A 26,957-nucleotide genomic window follows, 5' to 3' on the forward strand; every position below is an offset into this window, starting at 1 on the left:
GCTACACCGCTCCGGCCCCGGTCAGCGCACGCACCTCGGTTTCCGCATGCTTGGCGGCGTCGGGTGGCTCGGTGGAGGTGACCGTTCCGATCCATCCGGCCAGGAAGCCCAAAGGAATGGAGACCAGGCCGGGGTTCTCCAGGGGGAAGAGCTGGAAGTCGACGCCAGGGAAGAGCGAGGTGGGGCTGCCGGAGACCACCGGGGAGAGAAGTACGAGCAGCACGGCCGGGATCAGCCCGCCGTAGACCGACCAGACCGCTCCCCGTGTGGTGAACCCGCGCCAGAACAGGGAGTACAGCAGCACCGGAAGGTTGGCCGAAGCGGCGACGGCGAAGGCGAGCCCCACCAGGAACGCCACATTCAGGTCCTGGGCGAGCAGACCGAGCCCGACGGCGGCCATCCCGATCCCGGCTGCGGCGACCCGGGCCACCGTGACCTCGCTGTGCTGCTTGGAGCCAGGACGCCTGAGCGAGGCATAGAGGTCATGCGCCACGGAGGCGGACGAGGCGAGGGTGATCCCCGCGACGACGGCGAGGATGGTCGCGAACGCGACGGCGGCGACCACGGCGAACAGAATCGTTCCCCCGGTGGACCCTTCGCCGCCGCCGAGCACCAGGGCCAGCAGCGGCACGGCAGTGTTCCCCGCGGGATTGGACGCCCGTACCTCGGCCGTGCCGACCAGTGCCGCCGCCCCGAATCCGAGCGCGATCGTCATCAGGTAGAAGCTCCCGATGAGCCCGATGGACCAGACGACCGAACGCCGGGCCGCACGGGCGGTGGGGACGGTGTAGAACCGCGACAGGATGTGCGGCAGCCCCGCCGTGCCCAGTACCAGGGCCAGACCCAGGCTGATGAAGTCGACGCGTGCCGTCCAGGTTCCGCCGTACCGGAGGCCGGGCGAGAGGAACCGGCTCCCGTGCCCGCTCCGTTCGGCCGCGGAGTTGAGCAAGGCGTTGAAGTCGCCGTGGAAGTGGACCAGGACGAGGACGGTGAGCACGACCGCTCCCGCCATCAGCAGAACGGCCTTGACGATCTGGATCCAGGTGGTGGCGCGCATCCCGCCGAGCGACACATAGATCACCATGAGCGCGCCGACACCGATGACGGTCCAGGAGCGGGCCGCGCCGCCCGTACCGCCGAGCAGCAGGGCGACCAGACTGCCCGCGCCCACCATCTGTGCCACCAGATAGAGCACGGAGACGGTCACGGACGAGGTGCCCGCGGCGATCCGGACCGGGCGCTCCGCCATCCGCGCCGCGACCACGTCGGCGAGTGTGAACCGGCCGCAGTTGCGGACCAGTTCGGCGACCAGGAGCAGGACGACGAGCCAGGCCACGAGGAACCCGACCGAGTAGAGCATGCCGTCGTAGCCGAAGAGGGCGATCAGGCCCGAGATGCCGAGGAAGGACGCGGCCGACATGTAGTCGCCCGCGATGGCGAAACCGTTCTCCATGGGGGAGAACAACCGGCCGCCCGCGTAAAACTCCTCGGCCGAGCCGTGCCGGTTGCGGCTCACCCAGGTGGTGATGGCGAGCGTCACTGCGACGAAGGCGCTGAACAGCAGGAGCGCCAACGTCTCATGGTTCCCGTTCAACGCCCGATCCCCCGCGTCATCTCCTGTGTCTCCCAGCGCAATTCGAGCGCGGCCCGGTCCCTGCGCAGCCGTGCGTGCCGTGCGTACGCCCCGGTGAGCAGGAAGGTCGAGAGGAACTGTCCGAGCCCCACGACCATCGCGACATTGACCGCTCCGGCCACCGGACGGGCCATCAGCCCGGGTTCCGTGATCGCGACGACGACATAGGCGAGATACCAGACGAGGAAGGCCAGGGTGGCGGGGATGACGAACCGCCGGTATCGACGGCGCACTTCCCGGAATGCCTCGCTGCGCTGCACCTCCAGATAGATGTCCGCCGCGCTGTGGCCGCACCGCGGGTCCGCGGACCCAGGTGGTCCTGCGGGAACGAAGCCCCCCGCCCCGTTCAGCTCGCCCCATCCGGAGGCGGGCTCGTCGTACCACGGGTCGTCGAGCCGCGTCGCTGCGGCCTCACGCCCTGCTTCCTTCTCCACCGAACAACTCCCCTTGTCCACGGACCACTTCGGCCGCGTACCCAAGAATGGGCAGATCGGGAAGATCCCGGGCACTTCATTCGCCCGTCTTCACCTCTTCAGGTGAAGGCTGACCCGGGCGGCTGTGCGAGGCCCCGAACGTACGCGTAGCGAACGGCCTGTGCACGATCACGCACCCCGGCCTTGGCGAAGAGATTGTTGATATGGCTCTTCACGGTTGCCTGCGAAATGTGCAGTCTGCGGGCGATCTCCGGATTGGACAGCCCCTCCGCGATCAGGACCAGCACTTCGAGCTCACGTGGCGTCAGAGCGTCGGGCAACTGCGGCTCCGGGGCCGGGCCGGGCGGCGGGGTTTGTGTGGTGACGCGCTCCAGAAGACGGCGCTGGACGGAAGGCGAGAGTCCGGCCTCGCCCGACAGGACAGCCTGAATGGCCCGCACGATCTCATCGCCGCCGGCGTCCTTGGTGAGATAGCCCCGGGCCCCTGCCTGCAGCGCGGGAAAGAGCGAGTCGTCGTCCGCGAACGTCGTGAGCACCACCACCTGGGTTCCCGGATACTCCTTGCGAATCCGCCGTGTCGCCTCCGCTCCGTCGCAGCGGGGCATCCGCAGATCCATCAGAACCACGTCAGGGTCCAGTTCGGCCACGAGCGCGACGGCCTCTTCGCCGTCCTTCGCCGATCCGACCACCTCGATTCCGGGCAGTAGCCCCAACAGCATCACGATTCCCTCGCGCACCACCGACTGGTCATCGGCGACCACGACCCGCGCGTTCACGCGGGCACCCGCAGACTCACCACGAAACCCTCCTCACCCGGACCGGCCTCCAGCGTCCCGCCCATCAGCTCGGCCCGCTCCCTCATCCCCAGCAGACCGTATCCGGAGCCACTGCGGGTGAGCTCCTCCTCGACTCCATGCCCGCCCGAGTCCCGCACCTCCAGGGCGATTTCGTCCGGCAGATACTCCAGCCGTACGAGAACCCTGGCCCCCGGCGCATGTTTGCGTACATTGGTCAGGGCCTCCTGTGCCACCCGCCGGACCGTCTGCGACGCCTCGGCGGTCAAGGCCCGCTGCTCCCCTGCCACACTCACCTCGGCGGGCTCCGCGACCACCAGCTGCCGCAGGAACTCCTCCACGGGGGACACCTCCCCCCGGAGCGCTGAAAGCGCCTGACGGGTCTCCGCAAGCCCCTCACGTGCCATGGAACGTGCCGCCACCACCCGGTCCAGGACCCGGTCCCGGAACTCGCCCGCAGGCTCCTGCTCGATCAGCAGCCGCGCCGCCTCCAGATGCACCAACTGTGCGGAGAGGCTGTGGGCGAGCACGTCGTGGATCTCCCGGGCGATCCTGGCCCGCTCGTCCAGGGCAGCGGTCTCCGCCTCCGCCGCGCGGGCCGCTCGCTCCTGCGCGAGGAGTCTCCGGGCGCTGCCACGGGCCTCGGCATCCAGCCTCAGCACATAGCCCGCCAGGCAGAGACCCGCTGTGGTGATGGCCGTGTTCAGCCAGCCGTCCGTGTTGACGGCGGCGTATGCGCCGAGTGCGACGGCCGTGGCCGGAAGGCCTGCCGTGAGGGGCAGCCTCTCCAGAGCGGCCACCGCGCAACCGCACCACAGGATCACCGCGGGCACACCGGCGCCGGCCTGTTGTGCTCCGAACGCCGCCGCCATCAGCAGCGCCAGGAGTCCCAGCGAGGGCCACAGCCGGTGTTCCAGACTGGCCCGGAAGAAGGCCCACGCGGCAACCGCACAGCCCACGACGCACACCAGCCCGAAGGCCACCTCCCAGGGGCCGAACCGTCCGCTGGTGAAAGTGCCCCACAGCATGGCCGTGAGCAGAGCGACCCGGACGGACCAGGCGATCACCGCTCGCGGGCGGGTGCGATGGCCCGGCGAGAGGGCTTCACGGGACGGCCAGGTCGTCCAGGTCGTCCAAGTCGTGCGAGTCACACGCGGTCCTTCCACAGCGGCTGCGACGGCTCCCCGTCGGCACGGCCACCGTACGCCGGACGCATCTGCCCGGCCCGCCACATCAGCACGCCCCTGCGCACCGCCAGCGTGACCGCGAGAGCCGACAGCAGAGCCGCGCTGCCCTGATGTATGCCCAACAGTGCCGCAGCCCCGTAGAGGGCCGCCCTCAGCGCCAGCCCGCCCGTCCAGACGAAGACGGTGGCCTTGGTGCCCCTGCTCCACAGCGAGCCGTCCGCCTCACGCCACAGTCGGGACGTCCAGCCCCAGCCGGCGCCCGTCACCAGCCCCACCACCAGCTCTGCGCCCAGGACCGCCACGGACAGCGCCGAGTGACGCGGGTCGAGCAGTCCGGGCTCGCGCAACGACATGACGAGGAGAATGCCCGGCAGAATCCACCAGCGCTTGTCATCGGTGATCCGCCGTGCCGAGCACTGGCGGATCACGACGACGACGAGGACGGCGACGATCACCAGGATGTTGACAAGCCCGGACATGGCTGCCTCCGAGACGCGGGAAGGTTGAACGCCTTCGACGCTACGGAAACGGCCAGGTCCGGGGATCGGCTCAGGGGTTGATCGTGGGTGGAGACGCCGTCTCCACCCACGGGTGGAGACGGCACCGCTCAGGCGTCGATGCGCGAGCGGTCCAGGGTGGCGGCCGAGCTGGTGATGAACTCCTTGCGCGGCGCCACCTCATTGCCCATCAGCAGGTCGAACACCTGCTCGGACGATTCCAGGTCGCCGATGTTGATCCGCCGCAGGGTGCGGTGCCGCGGGTCCATCGTGGTCTCTGCCAGCTGGTCCGCGTCCATCTCACCCAGCCCCTTGTAGCGCTGGATCGACTCCTTGTACCGGATGTTCTTCCGCTGAAGCTCCAACAGCCGCTGGCGCAGCTCGTTGTCGGAGTACGTGTAGATGTACTTGTCCTGGCCCTTCTTGGGCTGGACCAGCTCGATCCGGTGCAGCGGGGGTACCGCGGCGAAGACCCGGCCCGCCTCGACCATGGGCCGCATGTAGCGCTGGAACAGCGTCAGCAGCAGAATGCGGATGTGCGCGCCGTCGACATCGGCGTCCACCAGCAGGACGATCTTCCCGTAGCGGGCGGCGTCGATGTCGAAGGTGCGCCCCGACCCGGCTCCTATGACCTGGATGATCGCCCCGCACTCGGCGTTCTTCAGCATGTCCGAGACGGACGCCTTCTGAACGTTGAGGATCTTGCCCCGGATCGGCAGCAGTGCCTGGAATTCACTGTTCCGGGCGAGCTTGGCCGTACCGAGCGCGGAGTCGCCCTCGACGATGAAGAGCTCGCTGCGGTCCACGTCGTCGCTGCGGCAATCGGCGAGCTTCGCCGGCAGCGAAGAGGACTCCAGCGCCGTCTTGCGGCGCTGTGCGTCCTTGTGCTGACGGGCCGCGATACGGGTGCGCGCAGCCGCCACCGCCTTGTCCAGGACCGCCCTGGCCTGGGCCTTGGCATCGCGCTTCGTCGAGGTCAGGAACGCCTTCAGTTCCTTGGCCACGACATTGGCGACGATCCGGTTGGCCGCCGAAGTGCCGAGCACCTCCTTGGTCTGACCCTCGAACTGCGGCTCCGCCAGCCGCACGGTGACGACTGCGGTGAGGCCCTCCAGCGCGTCGTCCTTGACGATGTCGTCCTCGGCTACGCGGAGCAGCTTGGCGGAGCGCAGCGCCTCGTTGACCGTCTTGGTCACGGAGCGTTCGAATCCGGTCACATGCGTGCCGCCCTTGGGGGTGGCGATGATGTTGACGAAGGACTTGAGGTTGGTGTCGTACCCGGTGCCCCAGCGCATGGCGATGTCGACGGCGAGTTCACGAGTGACCTCCGTCGCCGTCATGTGCCCGCGCTCGTCCAGGACCGGCACGGTCTCCTTGAACGTGCCCTGGCCGGTCAGGCGCAGGACGTCGCAGACCGCCTTGTCCTGGGCGAGGTACTCGCAGAATTCACTGATTCCGCCGTCGAAGCGGAAGGTCTCCTCGGTCTTGCCCTCACCGTCGAGACCCCGTTCGTCGCGGACGACGATCGTGAGGCCGGGGACGAGGAAGGCCGTCTGCCGGGCCCGCTGGTGGAGCGTCTCCAGGTTGAGCTTGGCGTCCTTGAGGAAGATCTGCCGGTCCGCCCAGTAACGCACCCTGGTACCGGTGCGCGCCTTCGGTACCCGCTTGCCCTTGAGCAGGCCGTTGGCCGGGTCGAACGGGCTGTCCGGCCCCTGCTCGGTGAAGATTCCCGGCACTCCGCGCCGGAAGCTGATCGAGTGGGTCGCGCTGTTGCGGTCGACCTCGACGTCGAGCCGGGCGGAGAGCGCGTTGACCACGGAGGCGCCCACTCCGTGCAGGCCGCCCGACGCCGCGTAGGAGCCGCCACCGAACTTTCCGCCGGCGTGCAGCTTGGTCATCACGACTTCGACGCCGGACAGACCCGTCTTGGGCTCGACGTCGACCGGGATGCCTCGCCCGTTGTCCCGGACCTCCACGGATTGGTCGTCGTGGAGGATGACCTCGATGTGGTCGCAGTAACCGCCGAGAGCTTCGTCGACGGAGTTGTCGATGATCTCCCAGAGGCAGTGCATGAGACCGCGGCTGTCGGTGGATCCGATGTACATCCCGGGACGCTTGCGAACCGCTTCGAGCCCCTCGAGTACGAGCAGGTGCCGCGCGGTGTAGTTGGAACCGTCTCGGTCTGCTCCGGTCAGCAGCGCAGTGGACGGCACGGACGTATCGGCGGTCACGCGGTTCGCTCCTCGCTGAATTTCATTTGGGGCCCAGTGGGTAACGGGCTCGGCTTCGGTCGCCGCTGAGAGGGTACCGAGGCCTGGTAGAGCGGTTGTACCGCCACCCTCCGAGAACCCTCACACTAGTCCAGCCTCGCATACACGTTCGATCCCTCGCAGGAGTGACGCGCACATCACGTTCCCTTCCAGGCATGAACCATTTAGGCTCCGGGCACGTCCTCATGAACAAACCGGCAAGCCAGCCGGGAGGATCCACACAGACAAGCAACGCGAAACCGTAGCGCTACGCAATACGGCACATTCGCCGCCAACCGGCAACAGACAGCCATCTTGAGAAGAAGTTTCGAAGAAAAGCCACGAGCGGGAACGTTTTCGGCCTGGTTGGATGTTGACCCTGGTACGACAGCTCGTCGAGCTAGAGAAGAGGCGACGTGACTACTGTTCTGACCCCCGCGAGCCCGCTGACCGCAGCAGACCGCTGCGACCGTTGCGGCGCCCAGGCATATCTGCGCGTCGTCCTGATCAGCGGCGGTGAACTGCTCTTCTGCGCCCACCACGGTCGCAAGTTCGAGCCGGAACTCAAGAAGATCGCCGCGGAAATACAGGATGAGACGGACCGGCTGACGGCTGTACAGGCCCAGGCCACCGAAGAGGAACACTGACACCTCGCATCCACGACGAGCCTGGGGCAGGTCCCGGACCAGCCGACGGGCGGCTTCCCGAAGAGGAAGCCGCCCGTTCTCGTACCTGCGCGAGGATGCCGTTCAGTCACCACCCGGCATCCAGCCGATCGCGGCGGAGATCCGCGTGTAGACACCCGGGCTCCCCATTCGGGCACAACCGTTCCCCCAGGACACCAGCCCGATAAGCCGTCCACGGGCCACCAGCGGCCCTCCACTGTCGCCCTGGCATGCGTCATACCCACCCAGCAGTCCGCCCGCACAGAGCATCGCTGAGGCGTCATATGTGCCGTCCCTGCCGCCCGGGTAGGACCGCGTGCAGAGACTGTCCGGCAGGACGCTCACCTTGGCGGAGCGAAGGGACGACGCGTAGTCACCGTTGCCGGTCGTGTCGCCCCAGCCGTAGACAACGGCGTCGGTGCCCGGCTCGTACGCCGCGTCACCGGGCGCGGCCATCGGGACCACGCTCTTCGCGGGCAACGCGTCGGCCAGAGTAAGCACCGCCAGGTCCCCCGCGTTCGTGACAGGGTCGAATGCCGGGTTGCTCCATGCCTTCTGCACCGCGATCTCCTTGCCCTCGGTCCCACGCAGAGAGTCCCGGTCGGCGATGACCCGCAGATCGCGCACTTTGCCGACCCCGACGCCGAGAGCCTCCCGGCTCAGGCAGTGCGCGGCGGTCAACACCTTCTTAGGCCCCACCACGACGCCCCCGCAGAACTGGCCTGCGCGCGTGTCCCCGAACCGGTCGCGGCTGGACAGCGCCACGACCCAGGGACTGTCCTTCACGTGCGCCGGCTCACCACCGATGACGACACTGTCCGCAACGGCTGGAACAGAGGATCCGAGCGGTATCACAGCCGTGGCGGCAACCAGGGCGAACACCCCGGCCATGGCGCGGAAGACGGTACGGGACATGCGCACTCCTGACTTTGTGGTGAACCATCACCACCCAGAGTCATCCCACTCGCCATCGACCGCACCCGCAGATAGGCCGAGGGCCGGGCTCCCTGTCGGAAGCCCGGCCCTCGGCATGCACTTCTGCGACTTAGTCGAGGTAGTCGCGCAGCACCTGCGAACGCGACGGGTGGCGCAGTTTCGACATGGTCTTCGACTCGATCTGACGGATGCGCTCACGCGTCACTCCGTAGACCTTGCCGATCTCGTCCAGCGTCTTCGGCTGGCCGTCGGTGAGACCGAAGCGCATCGAGACCACGCCCGCCTCGCGCTCGGAGAGCGTGTCGAGCACCGAGTGCAGCTGCTCCTGGAGAAGCGTGAAGCTGACCGCGTCGGCCGGGACGACCGCCTCGGAGTCCTCGATCAGGTCACCGAACTCGCTGTCTCCGTCCTCACCCAGCGGGGTGTGGAGGGAGATCGGCTCACGACCGTACTTCTGGACCTCGATGACCTTCTCGGGGGTCATGTCGAGCTCCTTCGCCAGCTCCTCCGGGGTGGGCTCGCGGCCCAGGTCCTGGAGCATCTGACGCTGCACACGGGCGAGCTTGTTGATGACCTCGACCATGTGCACCGGGATACGGATGGTGCGGGCCTGGTCGGCCATGGCGCGGGTGATCGCCTGGCGGATCCACCAGGTGGCGTACGTGGAGAACTTGTAACCCTTGGTGTAGTCGAACTTCTCGACCGCGCGGATGAGACCGAGGTTGCCTTCCTGGATCAGGTCCAGGAAGAGCATGCCGCGGCCGGTGTAGCGCTTGGCCAGTGACACCACGAGACGGAGGTTGGCCTCCAGCAGGTGATTCTTGGCCCGGCGGCCGTCCTCGGCGATGATCTCCAGCTCGCGCTTGAGCTTCGGCGCGAGCTTGTCCGAATTCGCCAGCTTGTCCTCGGCGAACAGGCCGGCCTCGATGCGCTTGGCGAGCTCGACCTCCTGCTCCGCGTTGAGGAGGGGAACCTTGCCGATCTGCTTCAGGTAGTCCTTGACCGGGTCGGCGGTGGCGCCGGCGACGGCGACCTGCTGCGCGGGTGCGTCGTCCTCGTCGTCGTCGGACAGGACGAAGCCCTTGTTCTCGCCCTCGCCCTCCTCTTCCTCGCCCTTGCCGGCCTTTACTTCCTCGGCCGCCTCGTCGCCGTCGAGGAGCTCGTCGTCCGACTTTCCGGACTTCTTCGTTGCTGTCTTCTTGGCCGCCGTCTTCTTCACGGCGGTCTTCTTGGCTGCCGTCTTCTTGGCTGCTGCCTTCTTCGCAGGGCCGGCGGCGGCAGCGTCCTCAGCCACCACGTCCACGGTCTCTGCCGAGGAGGCGGCAGTGGCCGCGACGGTCCTGGTCACGGTCGTCTTGGCCGCGACAGTCTTGGTGGCGGTGCGCTTGACCGGGCTCTTTGCTGCGACGCTCTTGCGGGCACGCTTCGACGGCTCCGCGGCACTGACCATCAGCGTCACACCCTCTTCCTCGAGGATCTGGTTGAGGCTGCGCAGAACATTCTTCCACTGGGTTGGCGGAATCTGGTCAGCCTCGAAGGCCCGACGCACGTCATCGCCGGCGATCTGCCCATCAGCCTTTCCCCGCTCGATGAGCGCCATCACAGACTCGGACTCGGCGATCTCCGGCGGGAGCGTACGGGATGTGCTGGCCGACACGAACAACCTCTCGGAACGATGGAAACGGCTTCCGGCCCGGCCCTGGGGAGGGCTGGAGCCGACGACCGTCGGGCTGGGAATGTACCGACGGCGCGGGTTTGGCCTCAGAACTGCACAGCGCACTGAACGGCTGCTGTATTCCTTCCGCGGCGGTCACCTCTTAAGTCATCGCACTGTCTCAAGGAGTGTTACGCCCAATCCGCGTGGCCCGAGTCACACCTCATTTGCGACGAACGTGACCATGGGTGCCATCCCCCCACAATTGTGCCGCCGGACCGCCTGGGCCCGGCGACACGTGGTTCGTACACCCTGGCCGTGCTGCGCTCAGTGCTCGCGGGGCGCGGGCACCACCCGCTCCACCTCGGGGTGGACGACGAGCAGTTGACGCATGGCCGCCTCCGCGCCCGCCGAGTCACCGGACGCGAGGGCGTCGACGATCCGCGCATGATGACCGAGGGATGCCTCAGTGGGGCGATCGCAGCCCGTGACGGGGCCACCGGAGACCTGTAGGGCCGCGGAAACGATGCCGGAGAGGTGCTCAAGCATGCGATTACCAGCCGCCTGAATGAGCAGGGAATGGAATTCCACATCGGCCCTGGAGCAGGTGATCCCGTCACCCTGTCCGAGCGCATGCCCCATGATCTCGACCATGTCACCGAGGCGCTGCTGGATGTCCTCGCGGCCATGACCTGCGGCGAGACGGGCGGCGAGCGGCTCGATCGTCCACCGGAGCTCCCCCAGCTCGCGACGCTGATCCTCGCGCTGAGGGCCGAAGGCGCGCCATTCGATGATGTCGGGATCCAGCAGATTCCAGTCACTGACCGGGCGGACCCGGGTACCCACGTTGGGCCGGGCGCTGACCAGGCCCTTGGCCTCAAGGACGCGCAGTGATTCGCGTACGACGGTGCGGGAGACCTCGAAACGCTGACCGATCTCCTCCGGCACCAGAGGGCGGTCGGCGCCCAGGTCGCCGGAGACGATCATCTGGCCCAACTGCTGAACGAGTTGGCCGTGGAGGCCACGGCCACGACTGGCCGAGCCCCGCCGGCCCGCCCGGCCGAGCTCGGCATCGGGGCCGTCCCAGGAACGAAGAGGGGCGCGCTCGCCGGCCGGCGCCTCCGCGTACGGGTAGCGATCGAGTTCACCCGGGCCGGCGAGGCCGGAATCGGCGGAGCGGGCGGCGGTCATCATGGTGTGCGCAAGGGTACTCACGCATCCTTTGTCGGCGCGGCTCGCCCGGCCCTTGAGGTCTTTGGTGAAAAGCACACGAAAGGGTGATCGGCACCCACCCCCCAATTGACGCCTTATTGGTGGAAATCGGGCAACTTCCGGGAAGTTGCGCGGCTGCGACCGATCCATCACCGCACCGCGATCACCAACGAACCCTGCCGCGAAGGCTGGTGAACAGATATGCGCAGATCAGGACCGACAACGACAGTGACAGCGCGGTCCCCACCGGGTGTGCCACCACACGCACGACGACTGCCACCCATCGGTCCGTCTCGTGCGGCCAGCGCGGCCACATCAGCTCTCGGAGCCTGCCCGGAAGGCCGTCGATCGAACGAGAGGCAGATCCCGTCAGCACGTTCTGGACAAGCGGAACGACGAGCACAGGAATGCCCAGCACAGCAGCGACGCCGGCCGTCGTCACTCTGAAGACTCCGGCGGCCAGAAGGCCGGCCCAGGCACAGCCCACGGTCAGCCCTCCCCAACTCGCACCCATGGCTACCGGATTCGGTGGAATCCGGAGCAAATCGTCGCCGTACACCACATGGAGAGCTTCGGCGGCGGCCAGCACGGCAGCCAGAGCGAGCGCCAGGGCAACGCCCGCTGATACCAGCAGCTTGGCGAGGAGCAGCCCCAGGCGGCGGGGGACGGTCCCTCGGCCCGCCGCGAGCGCGGGGTAGCGGAACTCGTCGCCGAATGAGATGGCACCGAGCACTCCGGCGCCGACTGCCGCAGGTGGCAGCGGCAGCGATGACGGCCAGGCCGCCAGCACCTTCGGCAGCTGAGCATGGCCGGAGCGGGCGAGGAGGACGGAGAGTCCGGCCGAGGCGACAAGAACGGCGGCCATGACCAGGGTTGCCGTTCTGACCCCGAGGAGGCGACGGAGTTCGTATCGCAGCGGGCGGAGCGGGCCGCGGGCCGGGCGGCGTCGGATCGATGGCAGCGCTTCCGGGCCGGACACGCGCGCGACCGGTCGCGGTTCGACTCTCCTCTCGCCGTCAGCGGGGCCTGTGGGGATCGTGACGCCTGTGGGACCGGTGTCGGCGACCTCGTCGGCGAGTTGATGCACCGGGAGCCCGTGCCGGAATGCCGCGTCGCCGATCTCCGCGCAGGTGGAGCCGTACACGGAGAGGCGGCCGCTCGCTTCGGCGACCACCTCGACCGAGCGTCTGGCCGCGCGGGCCTCGCGACCGACGACGGCAGCGAGGCGGGCCGCGTGCGGGGTCCGTACCGCGACCCTTGGCCGGAGGCGGGTCCGGGAGAAGTCGTCGGCGCTCTGATCCGCGACGAGACGTCCGTTCTCGATGGTGACCACGTGGTCGGCAGCTCGCGCGGCCTCCTTGGGGTCGACCGTGGTGTAGAGAACGGTCCCGCCCTGGCCGGCATGGGACTGCAGCAGCTCGTGCACCCAGCACTCCTCGCGCGGGGAGAGGCCTTCCGCGGGGTTGTCGAGGACCAGCGTGTGCGGGTCACCGAGCAGCGCCGAAGCGAGGGCGAGCAGGCGGTCCATGCCGAGCGAGAGCGTGCCGACGCGCTGGTCCCGGAGTCCGGCGAGACCGACGACTTCGAGCAATTCATCGGCCCGGGACGCCGGCACGCCTGCGGCGGCGCAGAGCATGCGGAGCTGGCCTCGGACGGTACGGGCGGGATGACCCGGCACATCCCCGAGGAGCACGCCCACCTCATGTGCCGGGTGGCGGATGCGGTGCAGCGGTCTGCCCCGGAAGTAGGTGACCCCCCGCCCCGGGTCGAGTTCGAGCATCAGACGGAGAGCTGCCGTCTTTCCCGAACCTGGAGCCCCCAGAAGGGCGGTGACGTGACCGGGCCGGGCTTCGAAGGTGAGATCGTCCACGGCGACCGGAAGGCCGCGGCGGGGGGAGCTGGTGAGTCCGATGGCCTGGAGCATCGCTTCTCTCGCGGAAGGTGAGACCGCTCGGCGGCAGGGCGGGTACCGCAGCAAGATAACGCGACATATCCGACTTTTCGTGCAGCACTGGCCTTACGGGCGTTCCGCGGTCAGACTTCCGGCCTCAGCATCGGCGGGTTGAGGACCGTGGCCGCTCCGGCTCGGAAAAGCTGGGCAGGGCGGCCGCCCTGTCGCGTGGTCGTCCCGCCCGCAGGCACCAGGAAGCCGGGCGTTCCTGTCACCTTGCGGTGAAAATTCCGCGGGTCGAGGACCACCCCCCACACCGCTTCGTACACCCTCCGAAGCTCACCGACCGTGAACGCCGGCGGGCAGAAAGCGGTGGCCAGAGAGGAGTACTCGATCTTGGAACGCGCCCGTTCGACACCGTCGGCAAGAATCTGCGCGTGATCGAAGGCCAGCGGAGCCTGATTTTCGCCCTCATGGCCTACTCCGCCCTCCGGGCCGAGCAGGTCCCCCACTGGCGCCCAACGCGCACTGTTCGCATCGCCGCCCGCCCGCGGGGCCGGCAGATCGGGGGCCAGAGCGAGGTGGGCGACGCTCACCACTCTCATCCGGGGGTCGCGCCCGGGGTCGCCATAGGTGGCCAGCTGTTCCAGATGGGCACCATTGCCCACTGCCGGCGCGGCCGGATCCTGGGCACACAGCCCGGTCTCCTCGACGAGCTCGCGCGCTGCCGCGGCCCCGAGATCCTCATCGGCTTTGACGAACCCGCCGGGCAGCGCCCATCGCCCCTGGAAGGGCGGCTCACCACGGCGAACCACCAGCGCACAGAGCGCATGGCGGCGCACCGTGAGCACAACCAGGTCGACGGTGACAGCGAAGGGCGGGAAGGTCGACGGGTCGTAGGGCGGCATGCCGTGATCATAGTCGTCTGCCTGACGATAAACACTCCCTTCGCCATGCTCTTCGGCGTGACTGCCTTCGCCGTACTCCCCACCCTGCTCGTCGCCGAATTCGTCATCCGTCAGGGCGCTGAATTCCTCGCTGGAACCCGGCGTCGTTGCCGGAGCCGTCCGGAAGGCAGGCCCCGGCCCGAGCGCCGCTGCGACGCGGGGGCGGGTCGTGCGGCGTCCCGAGCAGCTCACTGGCCGGGAACTCCTGGACGCCGACCACCGGACGCCCTGGAGATCACCGAGTCCGTGGACACCGCCCGGGCTCCTCCTGAGCCGTCCCCCACGGCGCAGGGGGCGAACGCCGGCCGTCCGTGAGCGGACACCGGTTTCACCCCAATGGCTCGTACATGCCGTCACGCCGACGCCGCACGGGGCACCGGCCGTCCACTCCTTGTACCGGCGCAGTACCCGGGCCTCCATTGCGGCCTCCGGCTGCGGGCCCTCGGCAACGACGAGCCGCGGCTCAGTCCGCCCCCGTCCAGCACTTCGCGAGCAGGGCGGGAAGGGTGGCGGTGATCCTGCACCGTGGCTCCGCACTCCACAGAAGCCTCAACGGGAGAAGCTGCTGGGTGCGTCTGTCCGAGCGCGCCGGAAAGTGCCCGCGGCAGGAGCTCGCAACCGTCGCTCCCCGCGCGGTGCGGATCAGGGAGCTCTCCCTATGGGACCGCTGATCAGAGGTGTCGCGGAGCGACGAGGCGCCGGAGTCATCGGCCGCTCCTGGACCCGCGGCGGCTGGGAGAGGCCTGCCCGGAACGCCGTCGGGCGGCAGCCGTTCCGGGGCGGGCGGAGCCGGACGGGGTCTTCCTCGGCCGCGTGGTGGTCCGGCGTGCCGTGCGGGGCCCTGTGCTCCGGTCCGTGCGGTGGACTCGCCGGGCCGTCCGGGCGCGGCGTTCCCCCCGAAGACAACGGCGCAGGGTCTCCGGGTCGAGCCCCTGGTTGCACGCCTCGTGGAGAAGTTGAGCAAAGGTGTACCCAGGGTCGACGCGCAGGGCGAGCCCCAGCGCGACCCGTGCGGCCGGTTCGTCCCCGGTCGACCAGGAGACCCACCCCGCCAAGGTCAGCGGCGCCGCGGCGTGCTCCTCGTACGGTGCGACGCAGCGACGGGAGAGCGCCCGCCAGAGCCGCAACGCGGAACCTGCCTCCGGCCCCTCCATCCACTCGGCGGCCTTGTCACGGGTCTCCCGGTCCTGCAGCCCGAGGATCACCGCGGCGGCCTCGTCGTGACTGATCAACCGGTCGTCATCGAAGTCCGACGCGGAGGGCACCACGACCGGCGCCTCGCTGAGCCGCTTCATGAGCCTGCGGACAAGTCCCAAGGTCTCCCGGGCCACGTCCTCGCGTCCCACCTCGTCCAAGATCTTCGGCACCAGCTCGGCCCCGGCCGAGTCGAGCACCCGTTGCTGCTCCGCAGCGGCCGGGGTGCGCAGTGGCTTGAGCCTGGCTTCCATCTCCCGCAGCGTTCCGCGCACTTGAATACCCGCGTATGCGGCAGCGGCCGCCATCACTGAGGTGCCGGGCAAGGCCAACTGGTTCCCTTCGGCCGGGCAGCAGCGCTCATCCGGGCAGCAGTACGACCAGTACCGGCCGTCCGAGATGCAGAGTGCTTCGAGAACGGGCACGTCGAGCGCACCACACGCCGTACGCAGGCGCTGGGCAAGGGGCCGCAGCCGCTCCATGATCTGGCTGCCGCTCTCGCTTTCGGCAGGATCCTGGCAGAGAAAGATGACGATCGCGTCAGGGCGCTCCCCGCGCCGCTCGCTCCCCTTGATCAGGCACTCGGCGAGCTGCTCGGCGACGGGCGGCCATTCCTGCGGCGACTGCGGGATGCCGAGCCTGAGCCGCCCGCCGAAGCGACCCCGGCCACCGTGCAGGGCGACCATGACCACGCTGTCGTTCGGGTGGAACCCCATGAGGTACGGGAGAGCGTCGGCGAGCTCGGCAGGGCCCCGCAGGGTGATCTGCTGCTCTTCGACCGGACCGTTGGTTTCGTCGTGCTGGTTCATGGCATGACCGTCCCGCGAGCGGCCCCTTTTCCGCGACCCCTGTGGATAAGGTTGTCCACAGGGGTCGCGAGGCCGTTCGCGGTTTGCCGTACCCATCGGGTTGCATGGGAGCACACCGTCCAGGCCGAGTTGGTGGCCGGGAAGGTGGATGTGCTGCTGGTCGGCCCGGAGGTGCTGTCTTCTCCACACCCGGACTCTGTTCGTTGTTCAGGAGGTTCTGCGGCTTTTTTGCTGGAACGCTCGATCCGGGTGACCAGTTCAGAGAGTGCGGGCAGACGTGTGGCCCGCCGCTGCCGGCCCATGACACGGGGCAGAGTGCCGTGCCCCGCGTTGCGCCGCGCAGGGATGTGCCCGGCGGCGGCATCGGCTTCGGTGATGGGCACCGCCGGGCATCCCACCAGGATGGCAGGCGGCACTGACACGGAGGCCGGCGACTGGTGCGGGAGCGCCCGGATGCGGCGTAGCGGTCTCCGGTGCGGCGACACCGGCAGGGGTGACGTTCCGCTCGGTGAGGCAGCGTTGGGGCGTCTTGCACCCGCGAGGGAAACCCGCTCGGTCACCGCGTTCCGAGATCGGTTGAACAATGGCGTCCGATGTCAGGCAGCAACGATCCCCTGCGGGCCACGTGATCCGCTCACCGTGCGAGCACGACGAAAAAACGACTTCGGCGCCGCCCTGTTGTGCCCTCCACACCTGCGACGGTCGGCTGCCGCACGCCCGCTTCATGTCTCCGTCACCGCCCTGCCACGGCCGTGACGCGTCCGCAGCGCGACGAGGTACCGGCGGACGATCACGCCCATGGAAGCCAGAGCACCTGCCAGAACGATCGCCCGCACCCAGAGCTCAATCGGGTGTGCGAGAGGGCCCGAGCCGCCGGGCGGCAGCACCGTCATCTGGACGAGAGCGCCGACCGGCACCGTCAGGGTCGCGAGGAGTCCGACCGGGCCCGGGTTCCGGGTGCTCGCGCCCACCACGCCCAGGACCCCGCCGAAAAGGACGGCCGCGACCCACCAGCACAGGACCTCCCAGCCATACTGGCTGAGCGGTTCGCCCCGGAGGACGGAGTCCGTGACGTAGTACGCGGCCGTCGCCGCGAGCAGGGCCAGTACCCCGTGGACGGCACCACAAAGCCGTGCCCGGGCCGGCCAACCCACGGCGACTGCCAGCGCCGCCCACGCCCAGCCGGCATCGAGCAGCAGGCTCACGACACGGGCTGCCCCCGACACCCACCCCCAGCCGGCGTCTCGTATCTCCGCACCGGTCCACCCGTACGGCGAGGAAACGTCGTTCGCGAACGACGTGGCGGCTCCGAACACCACACCCGTCGCAAGAGCCCCGAGCGCTCCACGCACGATCTTCATCCCGGGAACCTGTCCATGCGGCTTGTCACCCCTTCGTGTGCACATGGCCGCTCACAGCCGGCGGTGGAGGATGTGGAGGCCGACGGTGCCGTGACGGGGGTGGTCGTACGCTTCGGGGACCGTGCCCAGGACCGTGAAGCCCAGGGACGCCACAGCCGCAGCGCGGGGTTGGTCTCCAAGACGGCGTTGAACACCATGGCTGTGTAGCCGTCCCGGCGCGCCTCGTCGAGGACGTGCTCGGCCAGTCGGCGCCCGATGCCCCGGCCGGCGTGTGCCGGGGCCACCATGAAGCCCGCGTTGGCCACGGTCCGCGCGGGCCCGCCGTAGTTGGGACGGACATAGGCCGAGGCGACCACCTCCGCCGCTTCCTCGGCAACGAACACGCAGGAGCCGGGCGCCATCCACAGCGCCCTCGCCGTGGGTTCGTCGGCATCCGCGTCCCAGGCGAACGTGTCGCGAGCGGCAACGATCTCGTGCCAGAACGGCCAGATCTGCGTCCAGTCCTCCGGCACGGCGTCACGGAACCGCACGCCCTGCGCGGGCCCCCGCCCGGTCACCGCTCCCCCGCTTCGTGGACGATGCGGCCGTCGACGACAGTGAGGGCGACAGGAAGTGCCGGAATGTCTCCGGACCGGGTGTGGAGCAGGTCACCGCCCAGCACGCACAGGTCGGCCGCTTTGCCGACCTCCAGGGAGCCTTTCCAGTCGTCGGCGAAGTCCTGCCAGGCCGCGTCGATCGTGTACGAGCGCAGGGCCTCCTGCAGTGTGATGCGCGGGTCGGGAGTGTGCGCGGACGCGGCCATCTTCTCCAGCGCGCGGGCGAAGTCCGGCGCGGTGCTGGACAGTCCCGTCGGCAGCAGCAGGACGGTGACCCGGGCGTTCAGCTCCCCGGCGGCCAGGAGCCCTCGGTACGCCTGAAGGGTGGCCATGCCCATCGAACCGCCCGACATGGTCTCGCCGCCCGGACCGAGCCCCGGCTCGGTTTAGCCGGTGATCCCCAGCTCCCGCAGCTGGGCCAGGGCGAGCCGGAGTGCCTCGGCCCGCGTCTCAAGCGTGGGCGGTGGTACCGCGCCTTGGACCAGCATCTGCGCGCCTTCCCGGAACAGACCGGTCGGGTCGCCGTTCGAGTCGGTGACAACCGTGCCGCCGGGCGGCGGCAGGGTGTGCCGGCCGATACGTCCCCGCCCTCGGGGCGGGACGTCGGACGAGTGCGTGGCGTGATCGGGGCCCGCGCCACCGCGGCCGCCGCGCCACGGCGGTTCCTCAACTGCCTTGCTGGCAAGGTCCGAAGGCTCCGATCCTGATGGCGCGCCAGGTGCTGCCTCCTGGTGCGGACCCTTGGCGACAGCCCCGTACCGTGAGCGCATGTACCGGTTCCTGCTCACCCCGCGTGGGTGGGGGCTCAACGTGTTTCTTGCTGCTCGGCATCCCATTCTGCCTGTTCATGGGCACATGGCAGGTCGAACGGTTCGATGATCGAATCGAAACCCATCGAGCCGCTCAGCGTCGGCCCGACGTGGACGTCCGAGGTGCCCGGCCACTGGACCGGCTGCTGCCCGTCAGCAAACAGACCGTCGGGCAGCTGGTCACGGCGCGCGGGCGCTACGCCGAGCAGTTTGTGGTGCCGGACTGCTACGTGGACGGCGAGAAGGGGTATTTCGTGCTGTCCGTGTTGCGCACGGACGGTGGCAGGGCGGTGCCCGTCGTCCGTGGCTGGCGCCCGGGAAACGCGGAGGGCACCCGTGCCCTGCCCGCACCGACGGGAACCGTCGTGGTGACCGGGGTGCTCCAGGCGTCCGAGGTCGCCGGATCGAGGGACGTAGGCGTCGTCGATGGCCTGCCTCAGGGGCAGTTGGGCCTGATCAGCTCGGCCGTGCTGGTCAACCGACTGTCGCACGACATGTACGACGCCTGGATCTCGCTGTCCGAGCCCGAGGACGGGCTGATGACAGTGCCTCTGCGCCTGCCGCAGAACACCGGGCTCGATCTCAAGGCGTTCCAGAGCCTGGGCTACTCGCTGCAGTGGTTCGGCTTCGTCGGCTTCGCACTGTGGATGTGGTTTGGGTTCTTCCGCCGCGAGGTGGAAGCGGTCCGGGAAGCGGCTGTGTGAGGCCCGGTCGGCTCCCAAGCGAAATCGGTAGAACAGCCCCGCGGCACGCGTTCGGGGCCCTGCCCACTCACGCACACCGAACGGGCCGGACACCCACGGAACCGAGTGTGATCGACGCTGTTCACGCGGCGGTCCCGGACGCTCGTACAGCGTCACACGTACGGCGTCACTTGTACGGCGTCGCCTCACGCCGCTGGTCAACGGGGGCGCAGGGCGGGTGCGACGCCCGCCCTGATCTCTGCCACAGCGCGTGAACGGGGACCGCCCGACGCCGGGTCCGTGTCGAGCGTCGCCCGGACCAGGGCGTGCCGTAGCCGCGGTGCGGCACGTAGCGGCCGCCACCACAGCCCGGGCCCGTCGGCCTGTGAGCTGACCGGGCGTAGTGCGACCAGTTGCCGGACGGTCCGCAGTTCGGCGGTGAACAGGGCGCGGCGGCCGGGCTCGCAGCGACGGCCACCATCCGGCGGCGCGGCAGACGGCCAGGACATCGTCGTGATAGCCGGGGGCGAGTTCCCGGGGGAACCAGAGCAGCTCCTGGCCGGGCAGGTCCTGCCAGGTCACCTCGGAGCGCTCGGCCAGCGGGTGGTCCTCGGCCATGAGGACCCCGAGCGGTACATCGCTGACCAACGCCGCGCTCACCCCGCGGTCGTCCACCGGCAGACACACCAGGCCCGCCTGCAAGGAGCCGGCGCGCACGGCGTCCAGCTGCGCGGTGGTGGAGGCGTCCACCGGCTCGGCTGCGATCCCCGCGTCACGCAGCGCGTCCCAGATCCGGGCGACGACCCCGTGCGGGCTGCCCGGGGTGACGCCCACCTGCCAGCACCGTGCGGCTCCGGCGGCTTGCTGGACGGCGCGCTGTGCCACGGTCGCCGCCGAAATGACCGCGTGGGCATGGGGCACGAGCGCCTGGCCCGCCGTTGTCGGCACCATGCCTGAGGGAGTGCGGCGGAACAACGGAACGCCCAACTCCCGCTCCAGCGCGATGATCTGTTCGCTGGGCGCGGAGGAGCCCATACCGAGTGCCCTCGCCGCCCTGGTGAGGTTGCCCTCCGCGACCACGGCGCCGAAGTACCGCAACTGCCGCAACTCCATGCCCGCTTCACCTCATGCCCGTTCCTCGTTCACCCCAACAGTGACTTTAGGAAGCGGCGCCATTGGTCTGTCGCCCGGGGGTGCCCGGTCGCCCTGTGGCACGGCGGCGAGCCGGCGATGCGTCCGCGCCACGCCCTCGGCAGCGGCAACCTCATGCCCGGCGACGTCCACGAGGTGCTGCTGACGTCCGCCGTGTGGAAGTGCGGCGTCCAGGTCTCACCTGAGCCGGTCACGTGTTTCCGGCCCCCCCGTCGCCGCTGTGGCGTGGGACGACGGGGCGGGCACGGGCGAGGAGCAGGGCGACGTCGTCGGGCTCGTCGCGACGACGCAGGGCCCCCAACAGGTGGTCGCAGGTTTCCTCCAGCCGGCGCGGCGCTCCCGCGAGGAGCCGCAGGAGGACGCCCAGTCGCGTGTCGAGGGGGTGGCTGCGGGTTTCGACCAGTCCGTCGGTGTAGAGCAGCAGCCCGTCTCCGGGCTCGATCCGCAACTGGCTCGTCTCGAAGGGGACGCTCCCCACACCGAGGGGCGCTCCGGTGGGGAGGTCAAGGAACCTCGGGGCGCCGACGCCGGGGATCAGGACCGGCGGCAGGTGACCGGCGGTGGCGAGGCGGCAGCAGGCGCGGCGCGCGTCGTACACGGCATAGGTGCAGGTGGCGAACCGTTGCTCCAGCTCGCCCGTGATGCGGTCGAGGTGGCGCAGGACCGCGGCGGGGTCCAGGTCGAGCGCGGCCAGGGTACGGGTCGCGGTGCGCAGCTGGCCCATGGTGGCGGCGGCGCCGGTGCCACTGCCCATGACGTCGCCGATGACCAGGGCGGTCTTGTCGGCGGACAACGCGATGACGTCGTACCAGTCGCCGCCTGTTCCGCAGATGGTCGAGGCGGGCTGGTAGCGGCAGGCGATGTCCAGGCCCGGCCGGTGCGGCGGTTTCTGGGGCAGGAGGCTGCGTTGGAGGTTCTCGGCGGCCTGGCGCTGGTTCTGGTACCAGCGGGCGTGGTCGATGCTGACGGCTGCGCGGGAGGCCAGTTCCAGGGCCAGGGTGGTGTCGTCCTCAGTGAAGGGCAGCGGATTGCGGGTGCGGGCGAGGCCCAGCGCACCCAGCACGCGGCCGCGGGCAGTGAGCGGGACGGCGAGGCAGGAGTGCGCCCCGGCCCCGGCGAGGACGGCCGCGGCATGGGAGGGGGCGATGTGAGCGAGGTCCTGGCCTGTGATGTGGGTGGCGAGGACCGGGCGGCCGGTGGTGATGCACCGGGTGATCAGGTGGTCGGGCTCGTACCGGGCGAGGTGTCCGGAGGGCACGGAGACGGCCGGGGCGGGGTGGGCAGCGAGGGCCAGGGTGCGGAAGGCGGCCGGGCCATCGGGCGCCCAGTCGCTGTCGCCGCCCTGGAGCACGGCCTCCAAGAGGTCGACCGCGGCGAGGTCGGCCAGCTCGGGCACACAGGTGTGGGCGAGTTCGTCGGCGGTGGTATCCAGGTCCAGAGTGGTGCCGATGCGCGTGGAGGCGTCCGCGATCAGGGCAAGACGCCGCCGCGCCGCGGCGGCCTCGGAGGACGCACGGTGCTGTTCGGTGACGTCCACGAGTTCGAGGGCGAGTCCGAGCACCTGCCCGGCGCTGTCCTCGAGCCGGTAGTAGGAGGCTGACCAGGCGTGCTCGCGGCCCGGGTCGGAGGGGGTGGGGGCGAGGGCGAACTGGTTCACGAGCGGGTCTCCGCTGTCCAGTACGCGGCGCATCGCGGCCTCGACCGGGCCGGCGTCCATGAAGTCCAGCACCTCACGCACGGGGCGGCCGATCTGCCGATCGGCCGGCCGGCCGTTGATGCGCTCCAGCGTGGGGTTGACCACCAGGTACCGCAGATCGGGATCCAGGATCCCCAGCCCTATCGGAGACTGCGAGACCAGTCGGGCGGAGAGCGCGAGGTCGCGCTCCATACGCTGGAGAACGGCCTGATCGGCGGCGATACCCAGCGCGTAGAAATCCCCGTGCTCACCCTCCAGCCGTACGTTCCGGAACTCCACCAGGCGGGTACTGCCGTCCTTGTGCCGGACAGGGAAGGCCCCCGCCCAACTCGTGCCCTCTGCCATCACCTGGGAGAACAGCTCGGTGACCAGGTCCAGGTGCTGCTCGTCGACCATCAGCCGGGCCGCGTACCGGCCCAGGGCCTCCCGGGCGCTGTAGCCGAAGATCTGCTGTGCCTGCGGGCTCCAGAAGACCACGCGCCCCCGTGCGTCCAGCACCACTGCCGAGACGCTGAGCAGATCGATCAGGCCACCGGACGGAGCCCCGGGCGCGCGCCCGGCATCTCCCACGAAGGGTTCGGCAGACCCCACCGGTCGCCACCTCGCTCCCCGCTGTGTCACCGGCTGATCACCACCATGGTCTCTCACCTCGGCCCGGTCGGCAGCACGACCGCGGAACGCACAGAAGCACCACAGCCGCGAAGCGCACAGAAGCGGACGGCGCTCACGCACGCAGCCTCACCACGCTGTTTCATGGGAGAAACACCCATACCTCTGGATCAAGTGTTCTATAGACTCCCTCGATGGCCAGCGATCTTCTCCGTCTCAACGTCCTGGGGTGCGACGCCCTACGCGAGCGTGGACAACCCGTGCTCCGGCTATCTGGTGTCCAGCGGCGACACTCGGGTCTGGGTGGATGCGGGCAGCGGGACGCTGGCGCAGTTGCAACGGCATGTCCGGCTCGATGAGCTGGACGCCATCTGGATCTCGCACCTGCACGCCGATCACAGCGCGGATCTGCTCACCGCCTACTACGCGGCGCTCTTCGCGGACGTACAACTCGCCGCACCCATCCCCCTGTACGGGCCACCGGACATCGCCGCGCGGCTCGTCCACTTCCTGACCAACACCTCGACGAGCAGCCCGGTCGAGTCCGCCTTCGCCGTCCATGAGCTGTATGACGGGCATCAGGCACGCGTCGGCGCACTCACCCTGACCAGCCGCGCTGTGGCGCACGGCATCCCGGCCTTCGCCGTACGCGTCGAGGCCGCGGGCCGATCGCTGGTCCACTCCGGAGACACAGCGCCGTGCGCGAACCTCACGCAGCCGGCGGGGGGTGCGATGTGCTGCTGTGCGAGGCCGAGGGCGCCCGAGTGCCGGCCGAGGGCGAACAGGTGCACCACACGCCCGAAGACACCGGCGACACAGCCGTCGCGGCGCGGGCAGGTCGTTTGATCGTCACCCACGTCGGCCGGTTCCTCACCCCGCGGCAGGCGGTGGCACGCGCCTCGGCCCGGTTCGACGGTCCCGTCGACCATGCCGCGCCCGGTGCCACCTTCTCGATCGGTCAGGCCACAACTGCCTGAGGGGCCGTTCGACGAGGCGGCCACGTTCGAAGGGGCACCGGCAGGGACCGGTACGACCAGGTGGTCGGGTGAGATGCACGGCGCCGGGTACCCAAGGTGGTTTCGTCGAGCGTCACCTGCGCGCTTCGGCACCGGGGGTGTCTCATGTGTACGCCCACCCCGATCGCCGTCCCGACCGTCGCGGCTGTCCTCGTCGTCGACGGCGTTGGAGCACGGGTGACTTGTACGATCGCGAGCGGGATGGGGCTCGTAGCGCAGTGGTCGTCGCGCCTTCACCGCGTGTGGGAGGACACCGGTTCGAATCCGGTCGGTCCCATCCCACCTGCGCCACCCTCGTCCAGCAGCCGCGCCATGTCAACGTCGCAGACGGACACCGGGACGAGAACGCCCAGTTCATCGCCAACGCCCGCCAGGACATCCCTGACCTGATCGCCGAGATCCGCCGCCTCCGCCGCCTACTCGGAGCGCACGCGGCGCAGGACACCGACACGGGCTGATCACGCGCGGCCGGTCGACAGGTACCGGCGGGTCCTCCGCACCCCGAGGTCGAAGCAACGCTCCTTCGATGCGGCCATGAGTTCAGCGAGTCTCCCCGCCCTGCGCGAGCGGGCGCCCTGGCCACTGGCCTTTGCCCTCGCTGCTGCCCGGCGGACCGGCAGCGATCACCTTTCCGGGAGCCCGACCGGACGCTCGCGGCGCAGGGCCGGTGCGGAGACCAGGACGAGCCCGCCGAGGAGAAGCACCGCGCCGGCCACCGCCGATGGGCCCGGCCGTTCTCCCAGCAGCGCGACCCCCAGCGCCGTGGCGACCAGTGGTTCAGCCAGGCTGAGAGTGCCGACCGTCGCCCCGCTGATCCGTCCCACCCCCCAGGTGAACAGCAGATAGCCCAGAGCCGTCGTGGCCAGGGCCAGCCAGCCGATCAGGACCAGGGCGCGCGGTTCGGTCAGCCCGTCAGGGTGGGCGAGGGCCCATGGTGAGACCAGGATTCCCGCGCAGAACACGCTTGTCGGGGCAGCAGCGGCGGTATCCGCGCCTCGGTCCCCGAGCTGTTTGGTCGCCGAGATGTACACGCCGAAGCTGGCTCCGGCGATCATCCCGAGCAGTACACCCACGCTGTCGGCCGGTGCCCCGTCGGCCGGGACAAGAAGCAGTGCGATGCCGCCGACCGCGCACGCGGTGCCGCAGACCCACGGTCCGCCGAGCCGTTCACCGGCCAGGATTCGCCCGCACACCCCCGTCACGGCCGGGACCGTACCGAAAGTGACGGCGGTGGCCAGGGCGGCACCACCGCGGGCCACCGCCTCCAGGAAACATGCTTGGAAGGCCGCCGTGACCAGGATGCTCACCAGCATCCACCACCGGGTGTTCCGCCGCCACACGGTCCGGATGCCGGCTCGCCGCGCGGTGAACAGCCCCAGGACGAAACCGCCGAGAAGCATCCGGCACGCGCCGATCACCACCGGCGACGCGCTGCTTCCGGCCAGGATCTGGGCGGGGCCGACCGTGCCCCAGAGCACGGCCGCCGCCAGCACCGGCGTCACTCCGCCGCCGCGCACGGCGTGCCCGAGCTTGCCCGCTGCGCTTGTCACGCCCCTCATTTCGCAGAGCCGGGCAGGATCCGTGGCACAGCACACCTCGGCGGAACACCCAGCAGTTCCTGGTCCCGACGCTAGCGAGTTCCCGGTGGTCGTTCCCATAGGGAGAAGACACCAACTCGCCGGCCGGTGCGCGCTCCGCTTCCGGCGCTTCTCACAACCCGCCCGCTCGGTCCCTCCCAACGCCCCTTCGGATGCGGTTCTGTTGGGACACGCGAGAGCGGACCCACCGGTCCTCCGGCAGGAATTGCCGGGCGTGCTCCGGGACATGTCCTGAAAGGAGGTCGAGGCCGGACCGTGTCGGCTGTTCGAGCACGTCGTCAGGCGGCCGGGGGAGGTACCTCGGTGTGGTCGTCGCACTCGATGGCCGGGGGCACGGGTGTGTGAGGTGGTCCGCTTTCCCGCAACACGTCCGTGAGGGACCGCAGTCCCGGCGAGGCCGCGCCCTTGCGCACGAACAGGTATGTCGACGATGCCGGTCCGTCCCACGGCCGCAGCGCGATCCTCGAACTCCACGGCGGGCGGCCGATCGGGTCGAACACCGTCCAGGACGGTGCCTCCCGCGCGATGGCGCTCAGTGTCTCCAGCAGGGTCGTGAACGGCGGTCCCGCGACCGGCTCGGCGCCCGCCTGCCGGAAGGCTTCGAGGACGAGGGCGTGGAAGCCCGGATTACGCTCGCGTGCGGCCAGACGCACGGGGAGACCGGCCAGGTCCCGGGGGCCGAGCCGGCTGCGCGCGGCGAGGGGATGGTCGGCGGGGATCGCCACGACCAGCGGATCCTCCCAGAGGCGGATCACATCCATGTCCTGAGGGCCCGGCGCCGTCTCACCGCCGCGGACGAGCGCCGCGTCCAGCTCACCGGTCCGCACCGCTTCGATTCGGTCGCTCCGCCCCTGCTGTCGCACGGCCACCTGAATTCCGGGCGACCGTGCCGCAAGCAGGTCCAGTGCGTGGTGGAGCCGCTCGGCGTACGCCCGGCCACTGCCCAGCCGCACCGCCCCTTCCGTACCCGATGCCAGGTCGGCTGCCGTCCGCTGCAGTCTCCGTGCCGCGTCCAGCACTGTCCTGGCCTCGACGAGCAGACGTTCGCCGGGCGCGGTCAGTCGCACCCGGCGCGTCCCCCGGTCGAACAGTGTGACGCCGAGCTCCCGCTCAAGCCGGGCCACGTGCTGGCTCACCGCGGAGGGCACGACGTGCAGACGTGCCGCGGCCCGCCCGAATCCGCCTTCATCGACGATGGCAACCAGATACGCCAGCTGCCGCAGCTCCATGTCCCGGTCCTGTCGTCATCGGAAGTGAACGGACTCTTCGTGAACTGCTTCTTGGACGTGCTCTGTTCCCGGGATGGACTGGGGGCATGAACGAGTTCACCAAGCC

General features: G+C 69.7%; 22 protein-coding genes, 1 tRNA gene and 3 pseudogenes. 5 read left to right on the plus strand and 21 right to left on the minus strand.

Going from position 1 to position 26,957, the window contains the following annotated elements:
* Window position 1 precedes the first annotated feature (1 nt).
* The 6 genes from ACZ68L_RS24545 to ACZ68L_RS24570 all read right to left on the minus strand — a co-directional run bounded on the left by ACZ68L_RS24545 (window position 2) and on the right by ACZ68L_RS24570 (window position 6,776).
* Window positions 2-1,594, minus strand: a complete 1,593-nt coding sequence (locus ACZ68L_RS24545; RefSeq protein WP_469580189.1) for a solute symporter family protein — start codon at window positions 1,592-1,594, stop codon at window positions 2-4.
* Window positions 1,591-2,067 (minus strand): DUF485 domain-containing protein, encoded by a 477-nt coding sequence (locus ACZ68L_RS24550; RefSeq protein WP_469580192.1) that lies wholly within the window; start codon window positions 2,065-2,067, stop codon window positions 1,591-1,593. The genes ACZ68L_RS24545 and ACZ68L_RS24550 overlap by 4 nt, the downstream gene beginning before the upstream one ends.
* A 98-nt stretch (window positions 2,068-2,165) precedes the next feature.
* Entirely contained in the window at window positions 2,166-2,843 is a 678-nt protein-coding gene (locus tag ACZ68L_RS24555) for a response regulator transcription factor (protein WP_469580194.1), read from the minus strand.
* Window positions 2,840-4,012 carry a sensor histidine kinase gene (locus tag ACZ68L_RS24560; RefSeq protein ID WP_469580197.1) on the minus strand — a complete coding sequence of 391 codons (1,173 nt, stop codon included), beginning with the start codon at window positions 4,010-4,012 and terminating at the stop codon, window positions 2,840-2,842. The genes ACZ68L_RS24555 and ACZ68L_RS24560 overlap by 4 nt, the downstream gene beginning before the upstream one ends.
* Window positions 4,009-4,527: a DUF1453 domain-containing protein gene (locus tag ACZ68L_RS24565; RefSeq protein ID WP_469580200.1), complete on the minus strand. Its 519-nt coding sequence runs from the start codon at window positions 4,525-4,527 to the stop codon at window positions 4,009-4,011. The genes ACZ68L_RS24560 and ACZ68L_RS24565 overlap by 4 nt, the downstream gene beginning before the upstream one ends.
* A gap of 128 nt (window positions 4,528-4,655) precedes the next feature.
* Window positions 4,656-6,776 (minus strand): DNA gyrase/topoisomerase IV subunit B, encoded by a 2,121-nt coding sequence (locus ACZ68L_RS24570; RefSeq protein WP_469580203.1) that lies wholly within the window; start codon window positions 6,774-6,776, stop codon window positions 4,656-4,658.
* A 434-nt stretch (window positions 6,777-7,210) separates the two neighbouring features.
* Here ACZ68L_RS24570 and ACZ68L_RS24575 point away from each other — a divergent pair, with 434 nt between their 5' ends.
* Window positions 7,211-7,441, plus strand: coding sequence for a DUF7455 domain-containing protein (locus ACZ68L_RS24575; RefSeq protein ID WP_283854449.1), 231 nt, complete (start codon window positions 7,211-7,213; stop codon window positions 7,439-7,441).
* Window positions 7,442-7,543: 102 nt separating this feature from the next.
* On the opposite strand, the gene ACZ68L_RS24580 is transcribed toward ACZ68L_RS24575, so the two are convergent.
* The 10 genes and pseudogenes from ACZ68L_RS24580 to ACZ68L_RS24625 all read right to left on the minus strand — a co-directional run bounded on the left by ACZ68L_RS24580 (window position 7,544) and on the right by ACZ68L_RS24625 (window position 18,829).
* Window positions 7,544-8,374, minus strand: a complete 831-nt coding sequence (locus ACZ68L_RS24580; RefSeq protein ID WP_469580205.1) for a S1 family peptidase — start codon at window positions 8,372-8,374, stop codon at window positions 7,544-7,546.
* 130 nt (window positions 8,375-8,504) lie between these two features.
* Window positions 8,505-10,052, minus strand: coding sequence for an RNA polymerase sigma factor (locus ACZ68L_RS24585; protein ID WP_469580210.1), 1,548 nt, complete (start codon window positions 10,050-10,052; stop codon window positions 8,505-8,507).
* Window positions 10,053-10,376: 324 nt separating this feature from the next.
* Window positions 10,377-11,264: a FadR/GntR family transcriptional regulator gene (locus tag ACZ68L_RS24590; RefSeq protein WP_361448147.1), complete on the minus strand. Its 888-nt coding sequence runs from the start codon at window positions 11,262-11,264 to the stop codon at window positions 10,377-10,379.
* 160 nt (window positions 11,265-11,424) lie between these two features.
* Entirely contained in the window at window positions 11,425-13,185 is a 1,761-nt protein-coding gene (locus ACZ68L_RS24595; protein ID WP_469580213.1) for an ATP-binding cassette domain-containing protein, read from the minus strand.
* Between the two features lie 110 nt (window positions 13,186-13,295).
* The gene (locus tag ACZ68L_RS24600; protein ID WP_376272453.1) at window positions 13,296-14,060 is read right to left on the minus strand and encodes an NUDIX hydrolase; all 765 of its coding nucleotides are present in this window, start codon (window positions 14,058-14,060) and stop codon (window positions 13,296-13,298) included.
* 743 nt (window positions 14,061-14,803) lie between these two features.
* Entirely contained in the window at window positions 14,804-16,102 is a 1,299-nt protein-coding gene (locus ACZ68L_RS24605; RefSeq protein WP_469580215.1) for a DUF4192 domain-containing protein, read from the minus strand.
* A gap of 722 nt (window positions 16,103-16,824) precedes the next feature.
* Entirely contained in the window at window positions 16,825-17,463 is a 639-nt protein-coding gene (locus ACZ68L_RS24610) for a hypothetical protein (RefSeq protein ID WP_469580218.1), read from the minus strand.
* 51 nt (window positions 17,464-17,514) lie between these two features.
* A pseudogene (locus tag ACZ68L_RS24615) lies at window positions 17,515-17,993 on the minus strand (GNAT family N-acetyltransferase).
* A 23-nt stretch (window positions 17,994-18,016) separates the two neighbouring features.
* Window positions 18,017-18,391 (minus strand): amidohydrolase family protein, encoded by a 375-nt coding sequence (locus ACZ68L_RS24620; RefSeq protein ID WP_469580220.1) that lies wholly within the window; start codon window positions 18,389-18,391, stop codon window positions 18,017-18,019.
* Window positions 18,392-18,445: 54 nt separating this feature from the next.
* Window positions 18,446-18,829, minus strand: a complete 384-nt coding sequence (locus ACZ68L_RS24625) for a hypothetical protein (RefSeq protein ID WP_469580223.1) — start codon at window positions 18,827-18,829, stop codon at window positions 18,446-18,448.
* Between the two features lie 77 nt (window positions 18,830-18,906).
* Here ACZ68L_RS24625 and ACZ68L_RS24630 point away from each other — a divergent pair, with 77 nt between their 5' ends.
* Window positions 18,907-19,572 (plus strand): SURF1 family protein, encoded by a 666-nt coding sequence (locus tag ACZ68L_RS24630; RefSeq protein WP_469580226.1) that lies wholly within the window; start codon window positions 18,907-18,909, stop codon window positions 19,570-19,572.
* A gap of 197 nt (window positions 19,573-19,769) precedes the next feature.
* Here the strand turns inward: ACZ68L_RS24630 and ACZ68L_RS24635 are convergent, their stop codons facing one another.
* From ACZ68L_RS24635 to ACZ68L_RS24645, 3 genes and pseudogenes are all read right to left on the minus strand, one after another.
* A complete protein-coding gene (locus ACZ68L_RS24635) occupies window positions 19,770-20,060 on the minus strand; it encodes a hypothetical protein (protein ID WP_469580228.1) in 291 nt (96 codons plus the stop codon).
* Window positions 20,061-20,088: 28 nt separating this feature from the next.
* Window positions 20,089-20,664: pseudogene (locus ACZ68L_RS24640) on the minus strand (LysR family transcriptional regulator); the annotation flags it as partial.
* A 229-nt stretch (window positions 20,665-20,893) separates the two neighbouring features.
* Window positions 20,894-22,990, minus strand: coding sequence for a SpoIIE family protein phosphatase (locus ACZ68L_RS24645; protein WP_469580231.1), 2,097 nt, complete (start codon window positions 22,988-22,990; stop codon window positions 20,894-20,896).
* Between the two features lie 212 nt (window positions 22,991-23,202).
* Here ACZ68L_RS24645 and ACZ68L_RS24650 point away from each other — a divergent pair.
* The 3 genes and pseudogenes from ACZ68L_RS24650 (at window position 23,203) to ACZ68L_RS24660 (ending at window position 24,482) form a co-directional block, all read left to right on the plus strand.
* Window positions 23,203-23,985, plus strand: a pseudogene (locus tag ACZ68L_RS24650) (MBL fold metallo-hydrolase).
* Window positions 23,986-24,227: 242 nt separating this feature from the next.
* Window positions 24,228-24,301: transfer RNA gene (locus ACZ68L_RS24655), tRNA-OTHER, on the plus strand.
* Window positions 24,267-24,482, plus strand: a complete 216-nt coding sequence (locus ACZ68L_RS24660; RefSeq protein WP_469580233.1) for a hypothetical protein — start codon at window positions 24,267-24,269, stop codon at window positions 24,480-24,482. The genes ACZ68L_RS24655 and ACZ68L_RS24660 overlap by 35 nt, the downstream gene beginning before the upstream one ends.
* A gap of 165 nt (window positions 24,483-24,647) precedes the next feature.
* On the opposite strand, the gene ACZ68L_RS24665 is transcribed toward ACZ68L_RS24660, so the two are convergent.
* Both ACZ68L_RS24665 and ACZ68L_RS24670 read right to left on the minus strand, forming a co-directional pair.
* Window positions 24,648-25,574: a DMT family transporter gene (locus tag ACZ68L_RS24665; protein WP_469580236.1), complete on the minus strand. Its 927-nt coding sequence runs from the start codon at window positions 25,572-25,574 to the stop codon at window positions 24,648-24,650.
* A gap of 326 nt (window positions 25,575-25,900) precedes the next feature.
* The gene (locus ACZ68L_RS24670) at window positions 25,901-26,851 is read right to left on the minus strand and encodes a LysR family transcriptional regulator (RefSeq protein ID WP_469580238.1); all 951 of its coding nucleotides are present in this window, start codon (window positions 26,849-26,851) and stop codon (window positions 25,901-25,903) included.
* Window positions 26,852-26,957: the final 106 nt, after the last annotated feature.

This window comes from Streptomyces sp. NPDC104309 (assembly GCF_055584025.1).

Coding starts and splice junctions, on each gene's coding strand:
- ACZ68L_RS24580 (WP_469580205.1), bottom strand. CDS start 8,374: ATGTCCCGTACCGTCTTCCGCGCCATGGCCGGGGTGTTCGCCCTGGTT.
- ACZ68L_RS24670 (WP_469580238.1), bottom strand. CDS start 26,851: ATGGAGCTGCGGCAGCTGGCGTATCTGGTTGCCATCGTCGATGAAGGC.
- ACZ68L_RS24635 (WP_469580228.1), bottom strand. CDS start 20,060: ATGTCCTGGCCGTCTGCCGCGCCGCCGGATGGTGGCCGTCGCTGCGAG.
- ACZ68L_RS24630 (WP_469580226.1), top strand. CDS start 18,907: ATGGGCACATGGCAGGTCGAACGGTTCGATGATCGAATCGAAACCCAT.
- ACZ68L_RS24565 (WP_469580200.1), bottom strand. CDS start 4,527: ATGTCCGGGCTTGTCAACATCCTGGTGATCGTCGCCGTCCTCGTCGTC.
- ACZ68L_RS24620 (WP_469580220.1), bottom strand. CDS start 18,391: ATGGCCACCCTTCAGGCGTACCGAGGGCTCCTGGCCGCCGGGGAGCTG.
- ACZ68L_RS24610 (WP_469580218.1), bottom strand. CDS start 17,463: ATGAAGATCGTGCGTGGAGCGCTCGGGGCTCTTGCGACGGGTGTGGTG.
- ACZ68L_RS24625 (WP_469580223.1), bottom strand. CDS start 18,829: ATGCGCTCACGGTACGGGGCTGTCGCCAAGGGTCCGCACCAGGAGGCA.
- ACZ68L_RS24595 (WP_469580213.1), bottom strand. CDS start 13,185: ATGCTCCAGGCCATCGGACTCACCAGCTCCCCCCGCCGCGGCCTTCCG.
- ACZ68L_RS24600 (WP_376272453.1), bottom strand. CDS start 14,060: ATGCCGCCCTACGACCCGTCGACCTTCCCGCCCTTCGCTGTCACCGTC.
- ACZ68L_RS24605 (WP_469580215.1), bottom strand. CDS start 16,102: ATGAACCAGCACGACGAAACCAACGGTCCGGTCGAAGAGCAGCAGATC.